Source organism: Pseudomonas sp. FJ2-5-13, from assembly GCF_029201605.1.
Lineage (GTDB): Bacteria > Pseudomonadota > Gammaproteobacteria > Pseudomonadales > Pseudomonadaceae > Aquipseudomonas > Aquipseudomonas lactis.
Window position 1 is genome coordinate 4,115,358 of record NZ_CP104045.1, and the last position, 24,209, is coordinate 4,139,566.

The window sequence follows — 24,209 nt, forward strand, 5'->3', positions numbered from 1 at the left end:
CCGACACTTCTCTACCTGACATCCCACGATCCAATTGTGGGAGCGGGCTTGCTCGCGAAGGCGGCCTAACAGTCAACACAGTTGGACCGGGTACATATCCTTCATTTAGGTAACGGCCACTTAGGGTTCCGCCCTGACGGCGGCTCACTTTTGAACAGCGCAAAAGTAAGCAAAACGCTCTTGCCCCACCACTCGGCACCTCGCTTGGGCTCGGTGTGCCCGTAATCCGCCAGTGATTTGGGGGGCCGCCGCCACGCGCCATCCATGGCGCGGGGCGGCTAAACCGGCATCCCTGCCGGTTTACCCCCCAAATCACTGGCGAATTCCGGCCAGCGTGGTTTAACGGGGCGCTTAAGATCAAAAGCAGATCAAGATCAAGAGCGGCTCGCTTCGCATCGTGGTTAGCGCGGGGGATACCACCAATATCGTGTAGATGGATTTTTCCGAGCAAAAGGCGGTCAGTATGATTACAGCCCTCCCGCTCCTTGCGGAAAAATCGCCGGGCAGATAGCGCAAAATGCAGGATGCACGATGGCCCTTCATGCAAATTGCACGAAAATGAAAATCCTATAAATTTATAAGCTGCTGATTTATAACGATTTTTTAGAATATCCAATACTGGCACAATCACTGCACCTATCACTCCATGCTTGCCAACTTGAGCCAATGGAGCTGATAGACATGAGCCTGATCCAAGATAAATTCGCTTCGGTATTCTCCAACTACGACGTCACCACCCAGCCACGTCCGGACGGCGGCATCCTGTTGACCCTGCGCAACAGCGAAGGTAAGCAGGTCAAGCGCTCGATCTCTTATCAGCAGCTGCACACTGCCGACCAACTGACTTGGGTGATCAGCGCCATTCGCCGTGACTTGGCTGAACAGGCCAGCGAACTGCCGCAGATTTCGATGCTGCAAAGCCAGAACCGCTTTGCGCTGCCGACTTATCACTCGGCCTAAGCTACACATCTGAAGAAGGGCCGCGACGCTACTCAGCGTCGCGGCCCTTTTTTATGTCGTTAACATAAGCCCTGGCGAGCGGCCTCATTCTTTGCCTGTACACGGTTGGTGACATCCAACTTGCCGTAGATGTTGCGCAGATGAAATTTCACCGTGGCTTCAGAGGTGGCGCGAATCTGGCTGATTTCCCAGACCGTCTTGCCCTCGGAGGCCCATCGCAGGATTTCCAGCTCCGTGGCAGTCAGGGGCTTGCCGCACAAGCTCAGGCGTTTTCTGATAGCCGTCGGTACAATAACCAACGGGCGATACGTCTCCTCGGGGCCACTCATTGTTCTCTCCTTTATGTCTGCTGATGCGCTGCCACCTTTCGGATTCCTCCTATTGACAGATGGCATAAACATTGGCGTTAAGCAGAGAGTTACATAATCAGTGGAATCAAAGCGCACAGCACAGAACAAACAGCTTTGCCCTACAAATAATTAAGTTTCTTCCCACAGCAACTTCCAACTTGCCAGGGTTGAACATTCAGTTATCTGTGCTTAGTCATCGAGTCCTGGAAAACGTGTGGCAATCGCATCACAGGTCAACGAGGGCACAGCACCCTGGGCCGTGTTGAACAAACGCAGTGTCACACAGTGCGGGTTTTCGCCCATGTCGAACCAGTGCGGTACACCGGCCGGGATGATCAGCAAGTCATTCTTCTCACAGCGCAGGCTGTAGACAGAGTCGCCGATGTGCAGCGTAAACAGCCCCTGACCGGCGATGAAGAAACGCACCTCGTCTTCACTGTAGGTACGTTCGGCCAGGAACTGCGCACGTAACTCGTCCTTCTGTGGATGGTCTTGGGTCACGTGCACCACTTCCACAGCGGCGTAGCCGAGGGCTTTGATCTGAGCCTGGTAGGCGGCAATCATTTGAGCATCCGTGGCGCCCTTTTCTAGTGGGCTGGGCTGCCAGCGTTCGAACCGCACACCGTGTTCGGCCAGGGTCGACTGGATGTCGTCGGCATGGGTCAACACTTTGTTCGGGGTGTCCGGGGTGGCGATGGAGTAGACGGCTACATAGCTCATTGCACGGTTCCTTGGTTCGGCTCTTGCAATCGAAGGCCAATGATAATGGCGGCGGCCAGGGCCGCGAGGCTGGCGATACTGAACGTGAGGGTTGGCCCCAACAGGTTCCAGCTGTAGCCGGAATACAGGGCGCCGAGCGCGCCGCCGGTGCCGGCCAGTGCGGCATAAAGGGCCTGGCCCTGGCCTTGCTGGCGGTCGCCGAAGCTGCGTTGCACAAAGGCAATCGCCGCCGCATGGAAGCTGCCAAACGTGGCGGCGTGCATCAGTTGCGCCACCAGCAGCAGCCAGAAAACCTCGGCAAATGAACCCAGCAGCCACCAGCGCAGCGCGGCCAGCAGGAAACTGGCGAGCAGCACCCGGCGCACCGAAAAGCGCGTAAGAATACGGCTCATGGCCAGGAACATCAGCACTTCCGCCACCACCCCCAGCGCCCACAGCAGGCCGATCACGCCACGGCTGTAGCCCAAGTGCTCCAGGTGCAGGGTGAGGAAGGTGTAATACGGGCCATGGCTCATTTGCATCAGCGCCACGCAGGCATAAAACGCCAGCACGCCGGGGCTGCGTAATTGCTTGAGGAAACCCTCACCGGCCAGGCGGTTGCCGTGGCTGGCAGGCTGCGCGTTCGGTACCCAAAGGCTGGCGCCGATGATGCCGGCCATGATCACCACGACCGCCACCGGGTAAATATCCAGGCTCAGCCAATCGAACAGGCGCCCCATGACCACCACGGTGAGGATAAAACCAATGGAGCCCCACAGACGGATCTGGCTGTAGCGCGAGGTTTGCGTGTGCAGGTGGGCCAGGGTGATGACTTCAAACTGCGGCAGCACCGCGTGCCAGAAGAACGCGTGCAGGGCCATCACCAACGCCAGCCAGGCATAGGTCTTGCTGACGAAAATCAGGCAGAAGCTGGCCAGGGTGCACACCGCGCCGAATCGCACGATGGCCAGGCGCCGGCCGGTGTAGTCGCCGATCCAACCCCACAGGTTGGGGGCCACGCAGCGCATCAGCATGGGAATGGCCACCAGCTCGCCGATGCGTGCGCTGGAAAAGCCCAGGTGATCGAAGTACAGCGCCAGGAACGGCGCGGTCGCCCCCAGCAGGGCGAAGTAGAAGAGGTAGAAGCTGGAGAGGCGCCAGTATGGGAGGGCTGGGGTCATTTTATTCAGGGCTGCTTCGCAGCCCAGCGCGAGCAAGCTCGCTCGCCACAATAAGCGCGCTCATTGCCCCAGGCGATCACAGCTGGCCCAGTATCGGGGTACTCACGCGCACATCGGCATTTTGCCCACGGTTACGCAACAGGTGATCCATCAGCACGATGGCCATCATGGCTTCGGCAATCGGTGTGGCGCGGATGCCGACGCAGGGATCGTGGCGGCCCTTGGTGATCACGTCCACCGGGTTGCCGTGCACATCGATCGAACGGCCTGGCGTGGTGATGCTCGACGTCGCCTTGAGCGCCAGGTGCGCCACGATCGGCTGGCCGGAAGAAATACCGCCGAGGATGCCGCCCGCGTTGTTGCTGAGGAAACCTTCAGGGCTCATCTCATCGCGATGCTCGGTACCGCGCTGGGAGACGCAGGCGAACCCGGCGCCGATTTCCACCCCTTTCACCGCGTTGATGCTCATCAGCGCGTGGGCCAGTTCGGCGTCGAGGCGGTCGAAGATCGGCTCGCCCAGGCCCGGCTTTACGCCCTCGGCTATTACGGTGATCTTCGCGCCGACCGAGTCCTGGTCGCGGCGCAACTGGTCCATGTAGGCTTCCAGTTCCGGCACCTTGTCCGGGTCGGGGCAGAAGAAGGCGTTGTCTTCGACGCTGTCCCAGGTCTTGAACGGGATTTCAATCGGGCCCAACTGGCTCATGTAGCCACGGATGACGATGCCCTGGGTGGCCAGGTATTTCTTGGCGATGGCGCCGGCCGCCACGCGCATGGCGGTTTCGCGTGCCGAACTGCGGCCACCGCCGCGGTAGTCGCGTTCGCCGTATTTGTGGTGGTAGGTGTAGTCGGCATGGGCCGGGCGGAACAGGTCCTTGATCGCCGAGTAGTCCTTGGACTTCTGGTCGGTGTTGCGAATCAGCAGGCCAATGGCGCAGCCCGTGGTGCGGCCTTCGAACACGCCCGAGAGGATTTCGACTTCATCCGGTTCCTGGCGCTGGGTGGTGTGGCGGCTGGTGCCGGGCTTGCGGCGGTCGAGGTCACGCTGCAGGTCGTCCAGGCTCAGTTCGAGGCCTGGCGGGCAGCCGTCGACAATGGCGACCAACGCCGGGCCATGGCTTTCGCCCGCGGTGGTGACAGTGAACAGCTTGCCGAAGGTATTGCCGGACATGCAGGGCGCTCCGTGAAATCAGTTGAATCAAGTCAACCGTAATAACTTAAGGCGGCCAGTATACGCAGGCTAACCGACTAGTTCATCCTCGAAACCTTACCGGTAGACGTTGGTCCAACCGGCACCTCTCCAATGATGGCGCTATGATGCTGCGAGTTCTGCTGTTTACCCTCACCCTGTTTACCGCCGTGGCCCAGGCCGCCTCCCCTGTGGTGCTGCAACGCCCGATCAGCCTGGACACCGGCAGCGGCCAACTCTTTGGCTCGTTGCTGTTGCCGCAATCGGATAAACCGGTGCCGGTGGTGCTGATCATCGCCGGCTCCGGCCCCACCGACCGCAACGGCAACAGCGCCGACGGCGCGCGCAATGACAGCCTCAAGCGCCTGGCCTGGGTGCTGGCCCGGCATAACATCGCCAGCGTGCGCTACGACAAGCGCGGCGTGGCCGCGAGCCTGGCGGCCACGCCAGACGAGCGCAACCTGACTCTGGAGGCCTATGTGGCCGACGCCGTGGCCTGGGGCAAGTTGCTCAAGGCCGACAAGCGCATGGGCCCGCTGATTGTGCTGGGCCACAGTGAGGGCGCGCTGGTCGCCGCCCTCGCCGCGCCGCAGTTGGAACCAGCCGGGGTCATTTCCTTGTCAGGCAGCGCCCGTCCGGTGGACCAGGTGATCCGTCAGCAACTGGCCGATCACTTGCCCCCTGCCCTGTTGTTGCGCAGTAATGAAATCCTCGATCACCTCAAGGCCGGCCAGGTGGACGCCGACGTGCCGCGCCCGCTGGAAGGCATTTTCCGACCCAGCGTGCAGCCGTATCTGATCAGCCTGTTCCGCGCCGATCCGTCGGCCGCTTTTGCCCGCCTGGACATGCCGGCGCTGATTATCCAGGGCACCAACGATATCCAGGTTGGCGTAGGCGACGCCCAACAACTGAAGCAGGCCAAGCCCGACGCGCAGTTGACGGTAATCGAAGGCATGAACCACGTGATGCGCATCGTGCCCAATAACGTGAAGCAGCAACTGGCCTCCTACAACGACCCGAAACTACCGCTGGCGGCGGAGCTGGGCCAACGTATCGTCAGCTTTATCGAAGGACTTCAACCCCGTTAAGCGGCAATTGGCCTCCAGTCCTGGGAAAAACGGCCGATAAGTCCAGAGTCGACAGTAAAAAGACTGTCGGCTCGCAGGGCTTGGACAGGATCGCGCCGCATGACAACCACCGAAACAACAACCGAATCTACCGCCGAGACCCCGGCCGCAACCGAAGCTAACGCAGCAGCGGCACTGCCGTGGGCCGACGTTCACGCCGAACATTTCAAGATGCTGCGCCTGGCCCCACTGGCCACCGACCGCGCCACCGGCGCACGGCCATTGCGCTTTGTGCAGTTCGGCTATGCCGAACGCCATGACAAACACCACAGCCTGTTGCGCATGGTCATCCAGTTACCGGGCCAGCGCGTACGGCGCGAGCAGAACCACCTGGATATCTGGGTCGATCACGATAAACACCGCGTGCACTTCGGCCCCGGCAACAGCCTGGAAATCGAGCCGGCCAACCGCGGTATCGGGCGCTTCCTGGTGGCCCAAGGCGCTGCCTGGGCGAAGAAGAAGTGGTCACACTACCGCGTCGACGGCGTGGACCTGGCTAACAAAGACGCCCTCAACGAAGCCACGCGCCTGCGCCGCGATCACTTCCTGCGTATCCAGGGTTTCGATGTGGCCTACGCCGATGTGCAGCACCTCAAAGGCAATGTGCAACCGGGCAAGGTCAGCGACGTGCTGGACAGTTGGAACACCGAGAAAGTGCAGTTCGTAGAGATCCTGGAAGCCGCGCAAATGCTGCAACAGGCCGAGCAGAACCTGGCGGAGCAGGAAGTGAAACTGCGCAAGGAAGAGGAGAAAGTCACCAAGTTCAAGCGTGAGGACAGCGGGCTGCGCTTTACCATCACCTGCCTGGTGGCGTTTACGGTGTTCCAGGCGGGGTTGTTGATCTGGATTGCCACGCACCGTTAACACTGAAATACGATCCAATGTGGGAGCTGGCTTGCCTGCGATAGCGGTGGGTCAGTAGTAGAGGTGCAAGCTGACCGGCCGCTATCGCAGGCAAGCCAGCTCCCACAATTGACCGCGCCCGGCCCCACACTCCACGATGCGAAGCGAGCCGCTCTTGATCTGCTCTTGATCTTAGGCGCCCCGTTAAACCACGCTGGCCGGAATTCGACAGGGATTTGGGGGGTAAACCGGCAGGGATGCCGGTTTAGCCGCCCCGCGCCATGGATGGCGCGTGGCGGCGGCCCCCCAAATCACTGGCGGATTACGGGCACACCGAGCCCAAGCGAGGTGCCGAGTGGTGGGGCAAGAGCGTTTTGCTTACTTTTGGGCTGTTCAAAAGTGAGCCGCCGTCAGGGCGGAACCCTAAGTGGCCGTTACCTAAATAACGGATATATACCCGGTCCAACTGTGTTGACTGTTAGGCCGCCTTCGCGAGCAAGCCCGCTCCCACAGTTGGGCTGTGGGGTGTCAGGTAGAAGATGTCGGCTGTCAAGCCGCTATCGCAGGCAAGCCAGCCCACAGTTAACCGCGCCCGACCACACACTCCACGATGCGAAGCGAGTCGCTCTTGATCTTGCTTTTGATCTCAGGCGCCCCATCAAACCACGCTGGCCGTAATTCGCCAGTGACTTGGGGGGTAAACCGGCAGGGATGCCGGTTTAGCCGCCCCGCGCCATGGATGGCGCGTGGCGGCGGCCCCCCAAATCACTGGCGGATTACGGGCACACCGAGCCTAGGCGAGGTGCCGAGTGGTGGGGCAAGAGCCCTTTTGGTTACTTTTGGGGCTCTTTTCCAAAAGTGACCCGCTGTCAGAGCGGAACCCTAAGTGGCCGTTACCGCAGCAATGGATATGTACACAATCCAACTGTGTTGCCTGCCAAGCCGCCTTCGCGAGCAAGCCCGCTCCCACAGTTTGGATCGTGGGGTGTCAGGTAGGTAGATGTCGGCTGGCAGGCCGCTATCGCAGGCAAGCCAGCTCCCACATTGACCGCGTTTGTGCAGTTAGACCCGCGCGGCAAATACTGCCTGGTGCGCACGGCACTGTTCAGCCGTGAGCATGAACACCCCATGCCCACCGCGCTGGAAGTCCAGCCAGGCAAAGTCCACTTCCGGGTACAGCGCCTCGACATGCACCTGGCTGTTGCCCACTTCGACAATCAGCAAGCCCTTCTCGGTCAGGTGGTCCGCCGCTTCAGCCAGCATCCGGCGTACCAGGTTCAGGCCGTCGTCACCGCAGGCCAGGCCCAGTTCCGGTTCGTGTTGGTATTCGTCGGGCATGTCGGCGAAATCTTCGGCGTCCACGTAGGGCGGGTTCGACACAATGAGGTCGAAACGCTGGCCGGGCAAACCGTCAAAACCATCACCCTGCACGGTGTAGACACGCTCGTCGACGCCATGGCGCTCGATGTTCTGGTTCGCCACTTCCAGGGCTTCGAAGGACAGGTCTCCCAGCACCACTTCGGCCTCGGGGAATTCGTAGGCACAAGCGATGCCGATGCAACCGGAGCCGGTGCACAGGTCGAGGATGCGTGCCGGCGGCTGGGCCAGCCAGGGTTCAAAGCGGTCTTCAATCAGCTCGCCTATCGGTGAGCGTGGAATCAGTACGCGCTCATCGACGATAAACGACATGCCGCAAAACCAGGCCTCGTTCAACAGGTAGGCCGTTGGCACTCGCTCATGGATACGCCGATGCAGCAAGCGCTGCACGTGGGAGATTTCCTCTTCTTCCAGGTTGCAGTCCAGATAGCTGTCGGCGATTTCCCACGGCAGGTGCAAGGCGCCCAGCACCAATTGCCGGGCTTCGTCCCAGGCATTGTCGGTGCCATGGCCAAAAAACAGGTCTTCCCCATGGAAACGGCTGACAGCCCAACGGATATGGTCGCGCAAGGTGCGCAGGCGGGAAGTGATCACGGGGCAAGCTCCTGGAAAAAACGACTGGCGATTCTAACAGCCTTCACCTGTACCGACGATGTACGAAACACCTGGCGCCGTACGTCGGATTTCATCCAATTTGCCCGCATTGTGTTAAACAGGCCTGCCTCTTGACATGGCTGCACGCCAGCAACGGCGTAGCTTACGATAGTAGCGATTCACAGAAGCGCTCAGCCAGTGGACAATGTCGCAAAAGCCCCACTCACAGGAGCCCCAGAATGTCCGTTCCAAAGACGATGTTTCAACTCAGCGGTCGCGGTTACGCAGCAGCCAACCTCAATCATGCGACCCTGGTGATCATCGACGCCCAGAAAGAGTACCTCAGCGGCCCGCTCGCCCTCTCGGGCATGGACGCGGCGGTGCAGAACATCAAGCAACTGGTGACCGCAGCGCGCAGTGCCGGGCGCCCGATTGTGCATGTGCGCCACCTGGGCACCGTGGGCGGCCTGTTTGACCCCCAGGGCGAGCGCGGTGAATTCATTCCGGGCCTTGAGCCTGAAGGTGACGAAACCATCATCGGCAAACTGCTGCCCAGCGCCTTCCATGGCACCGGCCTGGAAAAACACCTTCAGGACCTGGGCTCTCTGGACCTGATCGTCTGCGGTTTCATGAGCCACTCCAGCGTCAGCACCACCGTGCGCGCGGCCAAGAACCTGGGCTTTCGCTGCACCCTGGTGGAAGACGCCTGCGCTACCCGCGACCTGCCGTACAAAGGTGGCATCCTGAGCGCCGAGCACGTGCAGCAAACCGAAATGGCCATCATGGCCGACAACTTCGCCACCCTGGCGCTGGCCAAAGATCTGATCTGATCCTGCTGGCGGTGAGCGGCGTGTTTATTGCTCCGCTCATCCGCAAAGCCCTTTCATTTGGCGCATTTACCCCTCCCCCCGGAACAACCTGTGTATCTTCCGGTCGAAGGGCCGATACCCTGGAGGAAAGGTCGGAATGAAGATATCCGATGGTTTTGATGCTCGTCGCTTGCGCCCCAAAGGCCCGAGCAATTGGCGTCTGCGCCTGGTAGCGTGCATTGCTGCGTTACTGGCGATAGTAGGTTTGTTGTTGGCGGGCGCTGGTGGCGCCGGCCTGTTTGGGCATTCGCCGGCTCTGGGCGAGCTGAATGCCAGCCCGGGCGGCTCGGCACTCCTGCTGGGTGTCGGCTTGCTGGTGCTGTGGTTGGGTGTGTGGCTGTGGCGTCGCAGCCGTCGGAAAATGCGCCAACCGTTGTCGTTGAATATCGCCTCTCACCTGATGAAAAAGCACGACTGATGGCGCTTGGATAGCGTTTCCTGCGCCCTGGCCGCCGCGATTTAGGTAAACTGCCCGCCCTTCGCGGAGGCTGACATGCAAGACGACGATTTTTCCCTGTTCAAAAACGAGCTGCGCGGCGTCAAGCCGATCAAGCACGACCGCGCCGACACCGGCAAACCCAAGACTGACCGGGCGCAGATCGCCAAGCTGCGCCAGGCCGCGACCGTGCGCACCGATGCCACCACCGTGGATGGCCTGTCGGACCAGTTCGTGATCGACGTCGGCCCCGAAGATGAGCTGATGTGGGCCCGCGACGGCGTGCAGGAAAGCCAGATGCGCAAGCTCAAGGCCGGCCAGATCCCGTTCGAAGGCAGCCTCGACCTGCACGGCATGACCGTGGAAAAAGCCCGGGAAACCCTCTGGGCCTTCCTGGCCGAAGCGACCAAATTCGAAATTCGCTGCGTGCGCGTCACCCATGGCAAGGCTGTGCGGCTGGACGGCAAGCGGCCGATGATCAAGAGCCACGTCAACACCTGGCTGCGCCAGCATGCCCAGGTGCTCGGTTTTACCTCCTGCCAGGCCCGTCACGGCGGTGCCGGCGCGGTGTATGTGATGCTCAAGCGCACCATGATGGAAGGGCGCGACGAGTAACAAGTGCCATCGTCAGGCTTGCAGCGATGTGTCCGCCACCGTAACCTTGCGCTTTGCGAAAATCCCACAGGTAGTTTCATGTCCCTGGAACAGAATTACACAGAGATTCTCGGCCAACTCGGCGAGGACGTGTCCCGCGAGGGCCTGCTCGACACGCCAAAGCGTGCCGCCAAGGCAATGCAGTACCTCTGCCGCGGTTATGAACAGACACTCGAAGAAGTCACCAACGGTGCCTTGTTCAGCTCTGACAACAGCGAAATGGTGCTGGTCAAGGACATCGAGCTGTACTCGTTGTGCGAGCACCACCTGCTGCCGTTTATCGGCAAGGCTCACGTGGCGTATATTCCGAGCGGCAAAGTGCTGGGCCTGTCGAAGGTCGCACGCATTGTCGACATGTATGCGCGCCGCCTGCAGATCCAGGAAAACCTCAGCCGCCAGATCGCCGACGCGGTGCTGGAAGTGACAGGCGCCCTGGGCGTGGCCGTGGTGATCGAGGCCAAGCACATGTGCATGATGATGCGCGGTGTCGAGAAACAGAATTCGTCGATGATTACCTCGGTGATGCTGGGCGAGTTCCGTGAGAACGCGGCTACCCGCAGCGAATTTCTCAGCCTGATCAAGTAACCGGCCAGGCAGGAAAAAACCGGCGTTCATCGCCGGTTTTTTTTCGCCTGTAGAAATCAGGTAAGCTGCGCCCCCTCAGTCATGGGCAAGAGGTTTCAGCCATGTTCGTCAAAGCACTTAGAGTGGGCCTCGGCCACGTCATCATCGCGGGCGACTTTCTTACCCGCCCACGCAAAAAACAACGTCCTGCCGAACAACAGGCCAAGGTCAATGCTGCCGCCAAGGACCTGACCCTGTATCAGTTCCACGCCTGCCCGTTCTGCGTGAAGACCCGCCGCACCCTGCACCGCCTGAATGTGCCGGTGGCCTTGAAGGACGCGAAGAACAACGAACAGGACCGCCAGACCCTGCTGGAACAAGGCGGCAAGATCAAAGTGCCGTGCCTGCGCATCGAAGAGAACGGCCAGACCACCTGGATGTATGACTCCAAGGTGATCATCGAGTATCTGGACAAGCGCTTCGCTGCGATCTGAAGCACACGCCGATCAAATGTGGGCTGGCTTGCCTGCGATCCAGTCAACTCGGTGATTCAGGTACACCGAGTCGATACCTTCGCAGGCAAGCCAGCTCCCACAGTTGACCGCGCCCGGCCACACACTCCACGATGCGAAGCGAGTCGCTCTTGATCTGCTTTTGATCTTAGGCGCCCCGTTAAACCACGCTGGCCGGAATTCGACAGGGATTTGGGGGGTAAACCGGCAGGGATGCCGGTTTAGCCGCCCCGCGCCATGGATGGCGCGTGGCGGCGCCCCCCCAAATCACTGGCGGATTACGGGCACACCGAGCCTAAGCGAGGTGCCGAGTGGTGGGGCAAGAGCCTTTTGCTTACTTTTGGGCTCCTTTCAAAAGTGAGCCGCCGTCAGGGCGGAACCCTAAGTAGCCGTTACCGCAGCAATGGATATGTACACGGTCCAACTGTGTTGACTGTTAGGCCGTCTTCGCGAGCAAGCCCGCTCCCACAGTTGGATCGTGGGGTGTCAGGTGGATAGGTGTCGGCTGTCAGGCCGTCTTCGCAGGCAAGCCAGCTCCCACATGTGCGGTGCGGTGTTCTTAGGTTGGCATTGTCAGGTCGAGATCCAGCAGTGCCGAGCCCAGGCACTTGCCGTGGGCATCCAGCGCCAGCGAGCGGGTCACGCCGCCACGCAGGATGCCCGGCAACACGAAGTTCAGCGCCTGCACATTCGGCAATTCATAACGCCGAACCGGCTCAGCACCGGGTTCCAGTAAATCCGCGAAGAACGCTGCCACGCGCTCCGCCGTCAGCTGTTCGCACAGCAACGGATAGTCTTGCACGCGATAGGCAATGATCGAGATGTTCGACGTATCGCCCTTATCCCCGGTGCGGGAATGGGCCAGCGTATACAGTTTCATTCTTCAATCCTCGGTTTGACCGCTTCACGGGGCAACAGCAACGACGCGACCGCCACCACCTGGCGTACGCCTTTGCTCGCCCCACCGCCGCCGGCCGGGCCGTTGGTGTAGAGGGTCTCCACTTCATTGCCGATCCGCACCGCGTCGCCACGCTCCTCACACCGGGCGGCGACTCGCAGGCGCACCTCCCAAGGCTCGACGTTGCTGCGTGGGCCGTGCAATGAATCCATGCCGATCAACTCAGCGCGCAGGTCCTGCATCTGTACGCCGATCAACGCGAGACGCTTGAGTACCACGTCCCGCGCCAACTGGGCCCGTGCGACAGCGCCGGGGCCGCCGTAGGACATCTGCCCTTCACCGATCCAACCGTCCAGATAACCGACGCTGACCTTCAGCTGTTCAGGCCGGGCCCGCCCGCTGGCTCCTTGGGCACGCACCCGGTCCACGCCCTCCTCGACAAACCCGACCTGGGAAAAGTCGGCCGTCACATCTGGGGTCAAGTAGGCTGCCGGGTCGTGAACTTCATAAATCAGTTGTTCGGCGCAGGTCGCGCGGCTGACCCGCCCACCGGAGCCTGCCACCTTGGTGATCACTGCATTGCCGTCGGCGTCGACCTCGGCCAGGGGAAAGCCCAGCCGTGCCAGATCCTCCACATCCTTGACGCCGGGATCGGCGAAATAGCCGCCACTGACCTGCCCCGCGCACTCCAGCAAATGCCCCACCAACGTGCCTCGGCCCAGTCGCTGCCAATCATCAGAGGCCCAACCGAATTCAAACATCTGGGGTGCCAGGAACAGCGAAGGGTCGGCCACGCGCCCGGTGATCACCACATCGGCGTCGGCGCGCAGCGCTTCAATAATGCCCTCCACACCCAAGTAGGCATTCGCGGAAATCAGCCGCTCACCCAATGCCCCCACGGTCTGGCCGTTATCCAGCAACTGCTCGGCAGGCAAGGCGTGCAGCACGTCATCGCCGACCACGGCCACAACCTTGAGGCCCAGGCCCAGCTCGCCCGCAATACGCCGTACTTCCCTGGCCGCCGCCAGCGGGTTGGCCGCGCCCATATTGGTGATCACCCGCAGGCGTCGACGCCCCGCACGCTGCCCCACACAGGGCAAGACACGGCGCATGCGCTCAGCGAGCAGCGGGTCATAACCACCCTGCGGGTCGCTGATACGCGCCTGTTGCGCCAGGGCGATGGTGCGTTCGGCCAGGCATTCGAAGACCAGGTAATCCAGGTCGCCGTGTTCGGCCAGTTCTACGGCAGGTTCTATACGGTCGCCGGAGTAGCCGGCGCCGGAGCCGATGCGCAAGGTGTTCATCTCAAATCACTCCTAGGAGCAACGCCGTCAGGGTCATCAACACCGAGGCGGCAAACAGGAAAGGAATGGTGAAGCGCTGGTGATCGGCCAGTTCGATCTTGCACAGGCCCACCAGCAAGAAGGTCGCAGGGGTCAGCGGGCTGACCGGGAAGCCGGTGGTGTGCACGCCCAGCAGCGAAGCCTGAGCCACTTGCAGCGGATCGACGCCCAGGGCCTTGCCGACTTCGGCGATCACCGGCATCACACCGAAATAGTAGGAATCGGGGTCAAACAACATGCTCAGGGGCATGGACAAAAAGCCCACGACGGCCGGGATCAACTTGCCGTGGCCCGCCGGGATCTGCGCCACCGCCACTTCGGCGATGGCCTTGAGCATGCCGGTGCCTTGCATGATGCCGGTAAATACCCCGGCGGCGAGCAGGATACTGGCCATGGTCAGGGCGGTTTTCGCATGGGCGTCGATGCGCGCACGCTGGGCGTCCACGTTGGGGTAGTTGATGCACAGCGCAACCACGGTGCCGAGCATGAACATCACCACCGGATCGACCCAGCCAGCGATCATCACCACCATCACCAGCACGGTCAGCATCAGGTTGACCCAGAACAACCGTGGACGACGCAGCTTGATGTCGTCATCGCTGAGCACTCGTTGCGGCACCGCCTCCACGCTGGAACCCGCGCCCAGGCCCAGGCGCTTTTCTTCGCGATGGCCCAGCCACCAGGCGCAGGCGAAGACAAAGATCAGCCCGACGATCTGCACCGGGATCAGTGGCTGAAACAGGTCAGCCACCGGCACATGCAGCGCCGCCGACGAGCGCAGCACCGGGCCGGTCCAAGGCAGAAAGTTAACCCCGGCCGCCATCGCACACACGCAGGCGAGGATGCGTTTATCAATGCCGAGGCGCGTATACAGCGGCAGCATCGCCGGCACCGTCACCAGGAAGGTCACCGCGCCAGAGCCGTCCAGGTGTACCAGCAACGCCAAGGTCGCAGTACCGACGACAATCCGTGTAGGACGGGTCCCGACCGTGCGCAGGATGCGATCAATGATGGGATCGAGCATGCCCGCATCGGTCATGATCCCGAAAAACAGGATCGCGAACACAAACATGCCCACCACGGGGGCGACGTTCTTGATACCGGTAATGATGAAAGCGCTGGTCTGCAGGCCAAACCCACCGAGCAGCGCAGCGATGATCGGCAAGGCGATCAAGGCCACCAGCGGCGAGAGGCGCTTGCTCATGACGGCAGCGAGCAGGCACAGAATGGTGATGACACCCAGGGTTGCGAGCATGGGTTACTCCAGGGCGGCCTGGTTGGCCGGTTATTGTTTTCCCTGGAGTATTGGAAACGCGCTAGGCTTTGTAAATTGCAATATTCAGCCACCGGCGTTCGGAAAAACAAAATGAAGCGACGCTCATGAAAAACAGCATCCAGCACATTCAAGCCTTCCTTGCGGTTGCCCGCACAGGCAGCTTCACCAAGGCGGCTAACGAACTGCATCTGTCGCCGTCGGCCCTCACCGTGCAGGTGCAGCAACTGGAAGACTGGCTCGGCGTCGCCCTGCTCGACCGCAGCCCGCGCCACGTGAGCATTACCGCCGCAGGCCAGGACGCGCGCGGGCCTATGGAAAAACTGCTGTTGGACCTGGACAACATCGTCACCGGCTCCCGCGACCTCGCTGCATTGCGCCGTGGCGTGGTAACCATCGCCGCCCTGCCCTCAGTTTGCGCCGGCGCCCTGCCCCCGGCCTTGCGCCTGTTTCGCGAACGCTTCGCCGGCATCGAAGTGCGCCTGCATGACCTGGTGGCCCAGCGCATTCACGCAAAGGTTCGCAACGGCGAAGTGGATTTCGGCATCGGCGTGCGCGCCCGCCTGAGCCACGGCCTGGACTTCGTGCCGGTGCTCAATGATCGGCTGTGCGCGTTTGTGCCATCGGGTCATGCGCTCGCCCATCACCGCCAATTAACCCTGGAGCAACTGGCAGACCAGCCGATCATCCTGACCGGGCGCGACAGCAGTGTGCGCGAGCAAGTGGATACGTTGTTCGATGAGACACGGCTGACGTTGAACGCCGGCATGGAAGCCAACTACATGTCGACCGTATTGGCCCTGGTGCGCCAGGGGTTGGGCATCAGTGTGCTGCCGGAGTCGGCGGCGGACAGCTTGGAGGGTTTGCAGCGGATCAGCATCGATCATCCCGGGGTGAATCGAGAGATCGGGTTGATCAGTCGTAGCGGCATGGGCTTGAGCCCGGCGGCGCAGCGCTGCTTTGAACTGCTACATAAAGAACTATCTGACTCACCAATGAGCTAAATGTGGGAGCGGGCTTGCTCGCGAATGCGCAGTGTCAGTCACTGAATGCCTAAACTGATTCACCGCATTCGCGAGCAAGCCCGCTCCCACAGTTTGACCGCGTCAGCTCAATTGAGCATCGCCACGTACTTGGGATGACTGGCCACGCGCTGCAACCACGCCTGCACCGCCGGATACGGCGCCAGGTCAAAGCCGCCTTCATGGGCCACATGGGTGTAGGCATACAACGCAATATCGGCAATGGAAAACTGCTCGCCCACTAAATAAGGCGTGGCTTGAAGCTGACGCTCCATCACTCTCAAGGCCTTGTAACCGCCTTTGTGGGTGGTCTTGTATTCTTCCAGCCGATCCTCGGGCATGTTCAGGTAAAACTGAATGAACCGCGCCACCGCAATGTAAGGCTCATGGCTGTACTGCTCGAAAAACTGCCACTGCAATACCTGGGTACGCAGGCGCGGTTCGGTGGGCAAGAATTCGCTGCCATCGGCGAGGAAGTTGAGAATCGCGTTGGACTCCCACAGGCAGGTGCCGTCTTCAAGCTCCAATACCGGGACCTTGCCATTGGGGTTCTTGGCCAGGAACTCAGGGGTCTGGGTATCGCCCTTGAGGATATCGATATCGATCCATTCATACGGGATGCCCAACAGAGTGAGCATCAATTTGACCTTGTAGCAATTGCCCGACTTGTAATCGCCATAAACCTTGTACATGGGGCTCCCCTTTTCGCCTTGCTGACCGAATGCTTGCGCCCACAAGGTGCGGGTATCGAGGGCTTGTTTCAAGGCGTCGCGCAGAATAAATCCCCTGGCGTGGGCCTTTCATCCCTTTTCGCCCAGATAATCGAAAACATTATTTGCTTTATTTGTATACAAAAGCATAATTCGCTTCGTGCGAGTTCCTGACCTTTTGGTCAACAAACCCGCCAGTACCTCAAAGCGCCGTTGCCCACTCATGTAACCGGCGCTGGAAATAACAATAAAACGATTGAGGAGTACTCGCTGTGGATAGCCGCAAAACCGAAGCCCCTACGTTGGACCTGGCCGCGCCCCGAGGCGGTTGGCTGGAACGCCTGTTCAAACTGCGCTTGCATGGCACCACAGTGAAGACCGAACTGATCGCCGGCCTCACCACCTTTATCACCATGGCCTACATCATCTTCGTCAACCCTAATATCATGGCCGATGCCGGTATCGATCACGGCGCGGCCTTCGTCGCCACTTGCATCGCCGCGGCGTTGGGTTGCCTGCTGATGGGCCTGTACGCCAACTGGCCCGTGGGCCTGGCGCCGGGCATGGGCTTGAACGCGTTTTTCACCTACACCGTGGTCGGCACCATGGGCTACACCTGGGAGACCGCCCTCGGCGCGGTGTTTATTTCCGGCGTGCTGTTCATGATTCTGACGCTGTCGCGCATCCGCGAATGGCTGCTCAACAGCATTCCAGTCAGCCTGCGCCATGCCATGGGCGCCGGCGTAGGCTTGTTCCTGGGGGTGATCGGCCTGAAAACCGCCGGCATCATCGTCGACAGCCCGGCGACGCTGATCAAGCTCGGTTCCCTGCACGAGCCGGCACCGCTGCTGGCGGCTGTGTGTTTCCTGCTGATTGCCATCCTCAGTTATCACCGCGTCTTCGGCGCCATCCTGATCAGCATCATCGCCGTAACCCTGGCCGGCTGGGGCCTGGGGCTGGTGCACTACAACGGCATTCTCGCCACCCCACCGAGCCTGGCACCGACCTGGATGGCAATGGACGTGATGGGTGTGTTCAATGTGAGCATGATCAGCGTGGTATTTGCCTTTCTTTTTGTACACATGTTCGACACTGCCGGTACACTCATGGGCGTTGCACAACGCGCAGGCCTGGTGAATGCCGATGGCAAGATCGACAACCTGTCGCGCGCATTGAAGGCTGACAGTGCATCCAGCGTGTTCGGCGCCATGGTCGGTGTACCGCCGGTGACCAGTTATGTGGAAAGTGCCGCGGGTGTGGCTGCTGGCGGCCGTACGGGTTTGACCGCGGTGACCGTGGGCATATTGTTCGTGGCGGCGATGTTTTTTGCGCCGCTGGCCGGCATGATCCCTGCCTACGCAACGGCCGGCGCGCTGATTTATGTTGCGATGCTGATGATGGCGAGCATGGCCCATATCAATTGGGATGAAGCCACCGACAGCATTCCGGCGATCGTCACCGCGATCATGATGCCACTGACGTTTTCGGTCGCCGACGGCATCGCCCTGGGCTTTATCACTTATGTGGCGTTGAAGGCCGGCACCGGCAAGTACCGCGAAATTTCCATCAGCCTGTGGGTGCTGTGCGCGATCTTTATCGCCAAGTTCATCTTCCTGTAGTTCGGGAACGGCTGAAAAACCGCCTCACCTTCGGGTGGGGCTTTTGCATGAAGGGAGGACTGTAAATGACCTTGGAAACCTGGCTGCTGTTCAGTGGCGCTGCGCTGGTGGTAATCCTGATACCTGGCCCGCTGTCGCTGTTGATGATCAGCAACAGCCTCAACTACGGCCTGCGCCGCTCGTACCCGGCGTTTCTCGGCGGCGTGTTCGCCTCGATCTGCCTGTTGAGCGCCTCGGCCCTGGGCCTGGGCGCGCTGTTGCTGGCCTCCGAGCAGTTGTTCAGCGCGCTGAAGATCGTCGGCGCGCTGTACCTGTTCTACCTCGCCTGGCAGAGCTGGCAACAGTCGCGCCAGCCCAGCCAGGGTGCAGTCGTGCCGCAAACCCCCACTGTGCCGCGCTTTCGCGCCTTGTTTGGTCGCGCATTTGTGCTGGGTGCCAGTAACCCCAAGGACATTCTGTTTTTCGCCGCCTTCCTGCCGCAATTTCTCAATGCCCAGCAGGCCTTTTTACCGCAGTTGCTGATCATGATCGCCACCTGGACGGTGCTCGACCTGCTGTGCAAGCTGGCTTACGGCCTCGGCGCCCATGGCGCGGCGCGGTACTTGCGTTCTGGCGCTGGCCAGAGCTGGTTCAACCGGGTCAGCGCCGCGCTGTTCGGCGGCGCCGGCGCGGTGTCGCTTATCGGGGCGAGGGGCTCACTTTGACGAAATAGACGGTGGGAGAAAGCGTCCTCTTGGTCGGCCATTGAATGCCTGCCACGATCCGAACCAGGCGCCCTTCGTCCAGCGCGAGCTTGACGCCCTGCAATGGAAGCGCATTGGAGTGTTTGCTGAGTGCGTCGCTAAACCAAAGATCCGAGAGTCGGGTATTTAGCTGAATACTGGCCTCCTCCACCCAGCTGGGTGACACGTAGTACAGCTGGTTCGAGTTGGGGTGAGTCGCGATCAGATCATCCATTGCCCTACCGTGCTTCACTTTTACTTCGCGGACATTGAAGCCCTGCTGCTCCAATACGCTCTTGATCGCCGCGCGTTGGGCAGTGCTTCGCTCAACCGCGACCGACCGGCCACCGAATAAAAGCGATGGGTCTAATCCCGCCACGTTAAAGTCAACGCGGGTGAAACCAGGCGCCTGGTCTTCGTAACCGATGTGTACCCTGGTGTACGGCTTATCAGTGGGCCGCAACATTCGCAATAAATCATCTGTCTGGCCAATGTTCCCCTGGGTCGGGGTTAACCACGTATCGAGCGTCGAACGCACATTAAGTAAGTGAGTGGCCGTTACCTGGCGCGTAGAGCCTGACAACTCAATCAGCCTTTCGGCGGTGAACCTTTGGCTATTGACGGTCATGGTAGGGAATGCCGTACCGATATACTGCTGCAGCGGCCTGTCAAACAAGGGCGCATGGAACCGCCATTGGTTCGTCAGGGTGTTATATGACGCCGGAAGGGGTTGTTCCGCGAGTTCAGTAGCTGTCCAACGCCCAATATCAACCCGTGCGGCTGAAACCGGCGTCCAGTCCCTGGTGATAAACACGATACCCGTCAACGGCGCCTGATCACCTTGGGGCAGCAACCTGTAATAAACGTTCGAAGGGTCCCTTATGTTGGTATAAACAGGAGCCACCCTGAGAACGTAGTAAGGCCCCCTGCGGGCATCCTTCCCGATGTAAAACACCCCAGGAGCGGCAGAAGCAAAATCGGCATCCAACCTAGGTGAAATACGCCAACTGAACCAACGGTCCCCCATTGCAGACGACTGAAGAATGGCGTTTTCAGTCACCCCGCGTGCAGTGGATGGCCGCCAGGTCGGCACGGCCGCAGGCCACGGCTGACGGGCCGCCGAACTGCTTCCCGCCACCGGTTGAGGCGTATCGGCCCCCAGTAACCACTCCGGGGGCTGATGGATATTCAATACCAGTTCATTTTGCGATTCTTTAAAGCGCACGACCGATTCGGCCTTGCGCTGATACACCGTGTAGAGCTCGCCCCCCTCGGCAAGCAACTGCTGGCCATTCTTCACGTACTGAGTCTTGCTTGCTGGCCCCTTCAACTCAACGGCGCCTTCCAATACGTCGGTTGATTTGAAGCGCGCAAGCAGATGAGTCGGCTTGGTCGACGGCGCCTTCAGGCCTGTGAGAGCGAGTGTGTTGCCTTTATAGCGAGGCAGAGCGCCCCGTGCGACGCGAGCACCCTTGGGGCCTGGGGCAAAGGTAGACAGCACATCAATAAATGCAAAGAGCGTCAAAGCCACCACATCTACCGCGTCATGACCAGAACCGCTCAAATGATAGCGCCGCGCCGCCAGCAGCATCTCATACAAGCTGATGCCCACCCCCAGTACTGGAATAAATGCCAGTAACCCACGAATCGTGGCCTCGAACTGTTCTCTCAGGCGTCGCTCACGGTACTCCCCCAGTGCCTGGGAGGAATTGGACCGGGCCTGCGTACGTCGTTGCAGCTCGAACACCCGGGCATGGGCCAGCAGCGCCGTGGGATTGGAATGGGAGGTGGTCACAACCTCCAACCAACATTCTGGTTGCAGCGCAATCTGCTCCTTGATTTGCGCTTCGACAGCTTCAAGCCCGCCCGCCGGGTCTTTATGCTTGAGCAGGAGGAATTCAACGAGAACCGCCATGAGGTCTGCCCCGGGGAGGAGACGATGCTTGGCCGAGTCAGGCAGCCTGGGCTCTACCTGGAGGCTTTCGTCGGGATAATCTTGCACCGCCTGATGCTCCCAGCCGGGAGCCACCAGGCGCGCCAACTCTTTCAGGTTGGCAGGTAATGCGCCCAACAGATTCAGGGCTTGCTCGGCCTCGGCCAAACTGGGGTACCCGACCAGCACCCGACTTGCCACTGCCGTGGGCCAGTACACCACGCATTTCCCCGTGGGCTTGTCATGAATCACCAGTACCCCGGCGATGTGGCGATCATATTCCAGGGTAACGCCCACCAGGCGCAGGACAGCCAGTTGCACGTCAAACTCGTCGTTTTTCAAATCGCCCGCCTTGCGCGCGGCCATGGCGAAGGTAAACAGGCGCTGGCCCCAATCCTTCAAGCCTTGTCGTACCGCCGAGTACAACTGCATCTCGGCGCGCTGTTTAAAGCCTCGATCAATCAGCGCCTGAGACAACCCGAAGGACGAGCCAGGGCTCGGATAAAAAGCCCTACGTATATGCTTGTCGTATTCGCCCCCCACATTCAGGGAGGCGATCGTTTTGATCAGGTAGCTCACACTCAAGCGTTCTTTCCAGACGGGTTCCAGCCAGCGCGCCCGGTTCAAGCGCCAGCGGGTCCAGGGCGCCTCTGGGTCGAGGTTGTGCAACGCCAATTGCAGCATGCTGAAGGGGGTACGTTCCTTACTGACCACCGTTTTAATCTGACGATCACCCACCGCCCCCTGGCTCGTCCAGCCCTCGTAGTGAGTGCTGACATCATCGGGCATGTCGAACAGGGGGGTATCGATATCCAATTGCGGGTAGAAACCGTCCTCGGTCAATTTGGCAATCAGGGCTTTGCGAGCAAAGGGCTCCAAGTCAGGCAAGTCCTGCCAGAGCTTGGTTTCCAGTGCAAAAATGCTGACCAGATAGCGGCGTAACAAACGCTTATAGTGTTTGCGCTCAGCGGGCGATGCGATGCCGAGCCAAGAAGGGAGTTTTTTGGCCTGAGTGGCTGCCGCCTGCAACAAGTCGATGTTGGCCAAGGCCAGTGTTCGAGCATCATTGTCAGGTACTTGCAGACACTCGAACAGCTCCCGAGCCAGCAACATCCGGCTCAGCTGCGGATCACTGACTTCGCTGAACAGTCTCTTACCCTTGTCAATACGCTTGTTCAGCGCGATATGGTGTACCGTCAGTTTCATGAACAGGTCTTTGAACATGTAACGCTCGATCGCGGTGTAGCTCACCACCAGTGCAGCCGTCTGCGGCAGCAAACCGATCGACGTGCGCACCGCCTCACGCCGGTGACGCTCGATGCAGCGCCATAACACCGAGCTATCGCGGCTTTTCAGGCTGGCTTGCAGGCCCGCGACAAAGGCGTTCAAGCTATCGAATGTCACCAGCCCGCCATGCTGGCCCATCACATATAACACTACGGGATACAGGGCCCCCGGCTGAGTCCGAGCCGCTTGGGTGGTTACCACTACTGCGCCCAGCAATGGGTACAATTTGGTTGCCTCGCCGCCCACGGATACTTGCAGTACACAGCTGTCCGTGGACTTGGCCCCGGGTACCCATGCTTCATTCAACACAGCCTCCAGACACTCCAGATGGGCGCGACTCATCAGGCCCAAGCGGTGTTGCATCTGCGCCTCCCCAAGCAAGGCGTCACGCTGCGCTTGCATTAGCAACGAACCACGTGTGCGTGAGCCCTCGGGTTTCTCCAGCCAGTAATCACTCTGAAACACGCGTTCAAGCGGGCTTTGCGCCCACTTGCGCGCCACCGCAACCTGGTCCTGCCATTGGCGTTCAAGGCGCAAAAATTCCTGGTAGCCCGCGCTGGCGCTGCCCACATCCGTGGCGTCCAGCAAACCCATCAGTTTTTTTTCGTAACGCTTGAGCTGTGCTTGCTGGGTTTTGAACGCGAGGTCCGGCGTCAGGCGCCCAAGTACAATTTCGTCACTGCGGCGCTTGTAATCCCACTCCAACAAGGCATCCAGGGTACGGCCCAACCGAGTGAACGCCACCACACGCTGGCGCCCTTTTTGGATAAACCTGAGAAAGCGTTGGATACCGGCGATAGCCGGCTGCCCCGCGTCCTGAATGCCCATCACCCCATGATTGATCGATAAGGCACACGCCAGCTCATTATCCCATTGCCCGTCCAGCAATTCGCGCGCACTGTTTTGCAACGCGTCCCCATGTTGCCGGACGAATGTCATGGGCGTTGCGCCTATGGTGTTACACGCCTCATGTCTACGACGCAGCGGCAGGCATTGCCATAAAGCACTGCTCAAGGGGCCGTTGACCAATAGTGGCAAATCACACTGCAGCTGGTTGAAGGAGTCGAACTCATAGAATTCGCGGAACAGACCGGGCAGATAAATCACCTGGGGCGTCCCCCCGACGACGCCATCACGATAAATATGCAGAGCCCCCGGGATGGGCACCATGGCCCGATTAGTCCCGGGCCACATGATGTGGCTCACCTGAATCGCAGCCCATTCGCCGCCGGCCTTCTGGCGCAAGCCGGCGTCAGGTATTTGCAGCAGTTTGCTTAGCATGTCATAGCCACTGTCCGTCAGTTGAGACGTGCGATGGGCCAAAAACGCATTCTCGGCGAACAACGATGTGCGCAATTGCACCCAGCGCTCTCGACGTGTCAGCCAGGAACCGTGGGCCAACTGCTGCCAATACTCGGCTACCGCGCGCTCGAACCGAGCGAGCAGCGCCAAGTCCTTGACCCGAACCAATGCTTCCCTGGCGGTAAACGTTAGACGTTTGGTCGGATCATCCTTGAGGCTCAATGAGGTGAACTGGTTGATATTGAGCGGTACATTGGGCTGGATCAGCAACGCCAGGGCCCGCTCGGTCAAGCTGTTGACCTTGCGCGCGGGAGCCGGGGGCAGAGGTTCGGTGAACAGTAAGGTGTCAGGGTCGAGGGAGAAGGCTTCGCGCAATGCGCCACGAATGACCCCCAGTATCCTCGGTGCGCGTCCAATCAGGCCGCTGAGGGCTTTGGCCGATTCGCGTCCCCTGACCTGAGCCTGGTGGATCTGGTTGATTTCGTGGCTGGGGTGCGCGACCGCATTGAGCCGACGGGTCAGCAACACGCGAATGGCCTCGTCACGCTCCAGGGAAGAGGTGTGTGGGTCATCGAAATCAAGCTTGTCGGCCCAGGCCGTGGTGTCGGTGCTCATAGCGACTATTCCGTTCAGAAAAGCCGAGACTAGGCACCGCTGCCGCCCAGGGTGCGTTACATACTTGAGCGGCCAATTCACAAGCCACGGGCAAAAAAAAGCCCGCAGTGTGCGCGGGCGAAACCAACGAAGA

General features: G+C 60.4%; 21 protein-coding genes. 11 read left to right on the top strand and 10 right to left on the bottom strand.

What is annotated here, in order from left to right; all coding sequences use genetic code 11:
* The first annotated feature begins 681 nt into the window (after nucleotides 1-681).
* Entirely contained in the window at nucleotides 682-960 is a 279-nt protein-coding gene (locus N2A98_RS18115; protein ID WP_003172952.1) for a DUF3509 domain-containing protein, read from the top strand.
* A gap of 59 nt (nucleotides 961-1,019) precedes the next feature.
* On the opposite strand, the gene N2A98_RS18120 is transcribed toward N2A98_RS18115, so the two are convergent.
* From N2A98_RS18120 to aroC, 4 genes are all read right to left on the bottom strand, one after another.
* Nucleotides 1,020-1,289, bottom strand: coding sequence for a helix-turn-helix transcriptional regulator (locus tag N2A98_RS18120; protein WP_003192780.1), 270 nt, complete (start codon nucleotides 1,287-1,289; stop codon nucleotides 1,020-1,022).
* Between the two features lie 210 nt (nucleotides 1,290-1,499).
* Nucleotides 1,500-2,030, bottom strand: coding sequence for an acireductone dioxygenase (locus N2A98_RS18125; protein WP_153475983.1), 531 nt, complete (start codon nucleotides 2,028-2,030; stop codon nucleotides 1,500-1,502).
* Nucleotides 2,027-3,190, bottom strand: a complete 1,164-nt coding sequence (locus tag N2A98_RS18130; RefSeq protein ID WP_069558988.1) for an MFS transporter — start codon at nucleotides 3,188-3,190, stop codon at nucleotides 2,027-2,029. Before N2A98_RS18130 ends, N2A98_RS18125 begins: the two co-directional genes overlap by 4 nt.
* Before the next feature lie 76 nt (nucleotides 3,191-3,266).
* Entirely contained in the window at nucleotides 3,267-4,358 is a 1,092-nt protein-coding gene (gene aroC, locus N2A98_RS18135) for a chorismate synthase (RefSeq protein ID WP_275622461.1), read from the bottom strand.
* Between the two features lie 143 nt (nucleotides 4,359-4,501).
* Here aroC and N2A98_RS18140 point away from each other — a divergent pair, with 143 nt between their 5' ends.
* Complete coding sequence (locus tag N2A98_RS18140) at nucleotides 4,502-5,464, top strand: alpha/beta fold hydrolase (RefSeq protein WP_044270059.1); 963 nt, start codon at nucleotides 4,502-4,504, stop codon at nucleotides 5,462-5,464.
* A gap of 99 nt (nucleotides 5,465-5,563) precedes the next feature.
* Nucleotides 5,564-6,367, top strand: coding sequence for a hypothetical protein (locus N2A98_RS18145; RefSeq protein WP_275622462.1), 804 nt, complete (start codon nucleotides 5,564-5,566; stop codon nucleotides 6,365-6,367).
* 1,041 nt (nucleotides 6,368-7,408) lie between these two features.
* Here the strand turns inward: N2A98_RS18145 and prmB are convergent.
* A complete protein-coding gene (gene prmB / locus N2A98_RS18150) occupies nucleotides 7,409-8,317 on the bottom strand; it encodes a 50S ribosomal protein L3 N(5)-glutamine methyltransferase (RefSeq protein WP_044274923.1) in 909 nt (302 codons plus the stop codon).
* Between the two features lie 239 nt (nucleotides 8,318-8,556).
* Here prmB and N2A98_RS18155 point away from each other — a divergent pair, with 239 nt between their 5' ends.
* From N2A98_RS18155 to N2A98_RS18175, 5 genes are all read left to right on the top strand, one after another.
* On the top strand, nucleotides 8,557-9,147 hold the full coding sequence (locus N2A98_RS18155; RefSeq protein ID WP_003192792.1) for a cysteine hydrolase family protein: 591 nt from the start codon (nucleotides 8,557-8,559) through the stop codon (nucleotides 9,145-9,147).
* 136 nt (nucleotides 9,148-9,283) lie between these two features.
* Nucleotides 9,284-9,604, top strand: a complete 321-nt coding sequence (locus N2A98_RS18160) for a hypothetical protein (protein ID WP_003192794.1) — start codon at nucleotides 9,284-9,286, stop codon at nucleotides 9,602-9,604.
* 75 nt (nucleotides 9,605-9,679) lie between these two features.
* The gene (locus tag N2A98_RS18165) at nucleotides 9,680-10,237 is read left to right on the top strand and encodes a Smr/MutS family protein (RefSeq protein WP_003192796.1); all 558 of its coding nucleotides are present in this window, start codon (nucleotides 9,680-9,682) and stop codon (nucleotides 10,235-10,237) included.
* A gap of 78 nt (nucleotides 10,238-10,315) precedes the next feature.
* Nucleotides 10,316-10,861, top strand: a complete 546-nt coding sequence (gene folE, locus N2A98_RS18170; protein ID WP_003192797.1) for a GTP cyclohydrolase I FolE — start codon at nucleotides 10,316-10,318, stop codon at nucleotides 10,859-10,861.
* Nucleotides 10,862-10,962: 101 nt separating this feature from the next.
* Nucleotides 10,963-11,334, top strand: coding sequence for a glutathione S-transferase N-terminal domain-containing protein (locus tag N2A98_RS18175; RefSeq protein WP_003192799.1), 372 nt, complete (start codon nucleotides 10,963-10,965; stop codon nucleotides 11,332-11,334).
* A gap of 577 nt (nucleotides 11,335-11,911) precedes the next feature.
* Here the strand turns inward: N2A98_RS18175 and N2A98_RS18180 are convergent.
* Genes N2A98_RS18180 through N2A98_RS18190 form a run of 3 tightly spaced genes read right to left on the bottom strand, consistent with a single transcriptional unit; the run spans nucleotide 11,912 to nucleotide 14,848 of the window.
* Complete coding sequence (locus N2A98_RS18180; RefSeq protein ID WP_275622463.1) at nucleotides 11,912-12,232, bottom strand: hypothetical protein; 321 nt, start codon at nucleotides 12,230-12,232, stop codon at nucleotides 11,912-11,914.
* The gene (locus tag N2A98_RS18185) at nucleotides 12,229-13,554 is read right to left on the bottom strand and encodes an acyclic terpene utilization AtuA family protein (protein ID WP_275622464.1); all 1,326 of its coding nucleotides are present in this window, start codon (nucleotides 13,552-13,554) and stop codon (nucleotides 12,229-12,231) included. Before N2A98_RS18185 ends, N2A98_RS18180 begins: the two co-directional genes overlap by 4 nt.
* 1 nt (nucleotide 13,555) lies before the next feature.
* Entirely contained in the window at nucleotides 13,556-14,848 is a 1,293-nt protein-coding gene (locus N2A98_RS18190) for a citrate:proton symporter (RefSeq protein WP_078466802.1), read from the bottom strand.
* A gap of 125 nt (nucleotides 14,849-14,973) precedes the next feature.
* Here N2A98_RS18190 and N2A98_RS18195 point away from each other — a divergent pair, with 125 nt between their 5' ends.
* On the top strand, nucleotides 14,974-15,870 hold the full coding sequence (locus tag N2A98_RS18195; RefSeq protein ID WP_078803545.1) for a LysR family transcriptional regulator: 897 nt from the start codon (nucleotides 14,974-14,976) through the stop codon (nucleotides 15,868-15,870).
* A 107-nt stretch (nucleotides 15,871-15,977) separates the two neighbouring features.
* On the opposite strand, the gene N2A98_RS18200 is transcribed toward N2A98_RS18195, so the two are convergent.
* Nucleotides 15,978-16,580, bottom strand: coding sequence for a glutathione S-transferase family protein (locus N2A98_RS18200; protein WP_275622465.1), 603 nt, complete (start codon nucleotides 16,578-16,580; stop codon nucleotides 15,978-15,980).
* A 290-nt stretch (nucleotides 16,581-16,870) separates the two neighbouring features.
* On the opposite strand from N2A98_RS18200, the gene N2A98_RS18205 reads away from it, so the two are divergent.
* Complete coding sequence (locus tag N2A98_RS18205) at nucleotides 16,871-18,217, top strand: NCS2 family permease (protein ID WP_014719288.1); 1,347 nt, start codon at nucleotides 16,871-16,873, stop codon at nucleotides 18,215-18,217.
* Nucleotides 18,218-18,282: 65 nt separating this feature from the next.
* On the top strand, nucleotides 18,283-18,921 hold the full coding sequence (locus tag N2A98_RS18210) for a LysE family translocator (RefSeq protein ID WP_044271669.1): 639 nt from the start codon (nucleotides 18,283-18,285) through the stop codon (nucleotides 18,919-18,921).
* Here the strand turns inward: N2A98_RS18210 and N2A98_RS18215 are convergent.
* Complete coding sequence (locus N2A98_RS18215; protein ID WP_275622466.1) at nucleotides 18,896-24,076, bottom strand: DUF6543 domain-containing protein; 5,181 nt, start codon at nucleotides 24,074-24,076, stop codon at nucleotides 18,896-18,898. The genes N2A98_RS18210 and N2A98_RS18215 overlap by 26 nt on opposite strands.
* Between the last annotated feature and the right edge of the window lie 133 nt (nucleotides 24,077-24,209).

Coding starts and splice junctions, on each gene's coding strand:
- N2A98_RS18145 (WP_275622462.1), top strand. CDS start 5,564: ATGACAACCACCGAAACAACAACCGAATCTACCGCCGAGACCCCGGCC.
- N2A98_RS18200 (WP_275622465.1), bottom strand. CDS start 16,580: ATGTACAAGGTTTATGGCGATTACAAGTCGGGCAATTGCTACAAGGTC.
- N2A98_RS18175 (WP_003192799.1), top strand. CDS start 10,963: ATGTTCGTCAAAGCACTTAGAGTGGGCCTCGGCCACGTCATCATCGCG.
- N2A98_RS18115 (WP_003172952.1), top strand. CDS start 682: ATGAGCCTGATCCAAGATAAATTCGCTTCGGTATTCTCCAACTACGAC.
- N2A98_RS18130 (WP_069558988.1), bottom strand. CDS start 3,190: ATGACCCCAGCCCTCCCATACTGGCGCCTCTCCAGCTTCTACCTCTTC.
- N2A98_RS18140 (WP_044270059.1), top strand. CDS start 4,502: ATGATGCTGCGAGTTCTGCTGTTTACCCTCACCCTGTTTACCGCCGTG.
- aroC (WP_275622461.1), bottom strand. CDS start 4,358: ATGTCCGGCAATACCTTCGGCAAGCTGTTCACTGTCACCACCGCGGGC.
- N2A98_RS18185 (WP_275622464.1), bottom strand. CDS start 13,554: ATGAACACCTTGCGCATCGGCTCCGGCGCCGGCTACTCCGGCGACCGT.
- N2A98_RS18120 (WP_003192780.1), bottom strand. CDS start 1,289: ATGAGTGGCCCCGAGGAGACGTATCGCCCGTTGGTTATTGTACCGACG.
- N2A98_RS18165 (WP_003192796.1), top strand. CDS start 9,680: ATGCAAGACGACGATTTTTCCCTGTTCAAAAACGAGCTGCGCGGCGTC.
- N2A98_RS18190 (WP_078466802.1), bottom strand. CDS start 14,848: ATGCTCGCAACCCTGGGTGTCATCACCATTCTGTGCCTGCTCGCTGCC.
- N2A98_RS18160 (WP_003192794.1), top strand. CDS start 9,284: ATGAAGATATCCGATGGTTTTGATGCTCGTCGCTTGCGCCCCAAAGGC.
- N2A98_RS18215 (WP_275622466.1), bottom strand. CDS start 24,076: ATGAGCACCGACACCACGGCCTGGGCCGACAAGCTTGATTTCGATGAC.
- N2A98_RS18195 (WP_078803545.1), top strand. CDS start 14,974: ATGAAAAACAGCATCCAGCACATTCAAGCCTTCCTTGCGGTTGCCCGC.
- N2A98_RS18180 (WP_275622463.1), bottom strand. CDS start 12,232: ATGAAACTGTATACGCTGGCCCATTCCCGCACCGGGGATAAGGGCGAT.
- N2A98_RS18210 (WP_044271669.1), top strand. CDS start 18,283: ATGACCTTGGAAACCTGGCTGCTGTTCAGTGGCGCTGCGCTGGTGGTA.
- N2A98_RS18125 (WP_153475983.1), bottom strand. CDS start 2,030: ATGAGCTATGTAGCCGTCTACTCCATCGCCACCCCGGACACCCCGAAC.
- N2A98_RS18155 (WP_003192792.1), top strand. CDS start 8,557: ATGTCCGTTCCAAAGACGATGTTTCAACTCAGCGGTCGCGGTTACGCA.
- folE (WP_003192797.1), top strand. CDS start 10,316: ATGTCCCTGGAACAGAATTACACAGAGATTCTCGGCCAACTCGGCGAG.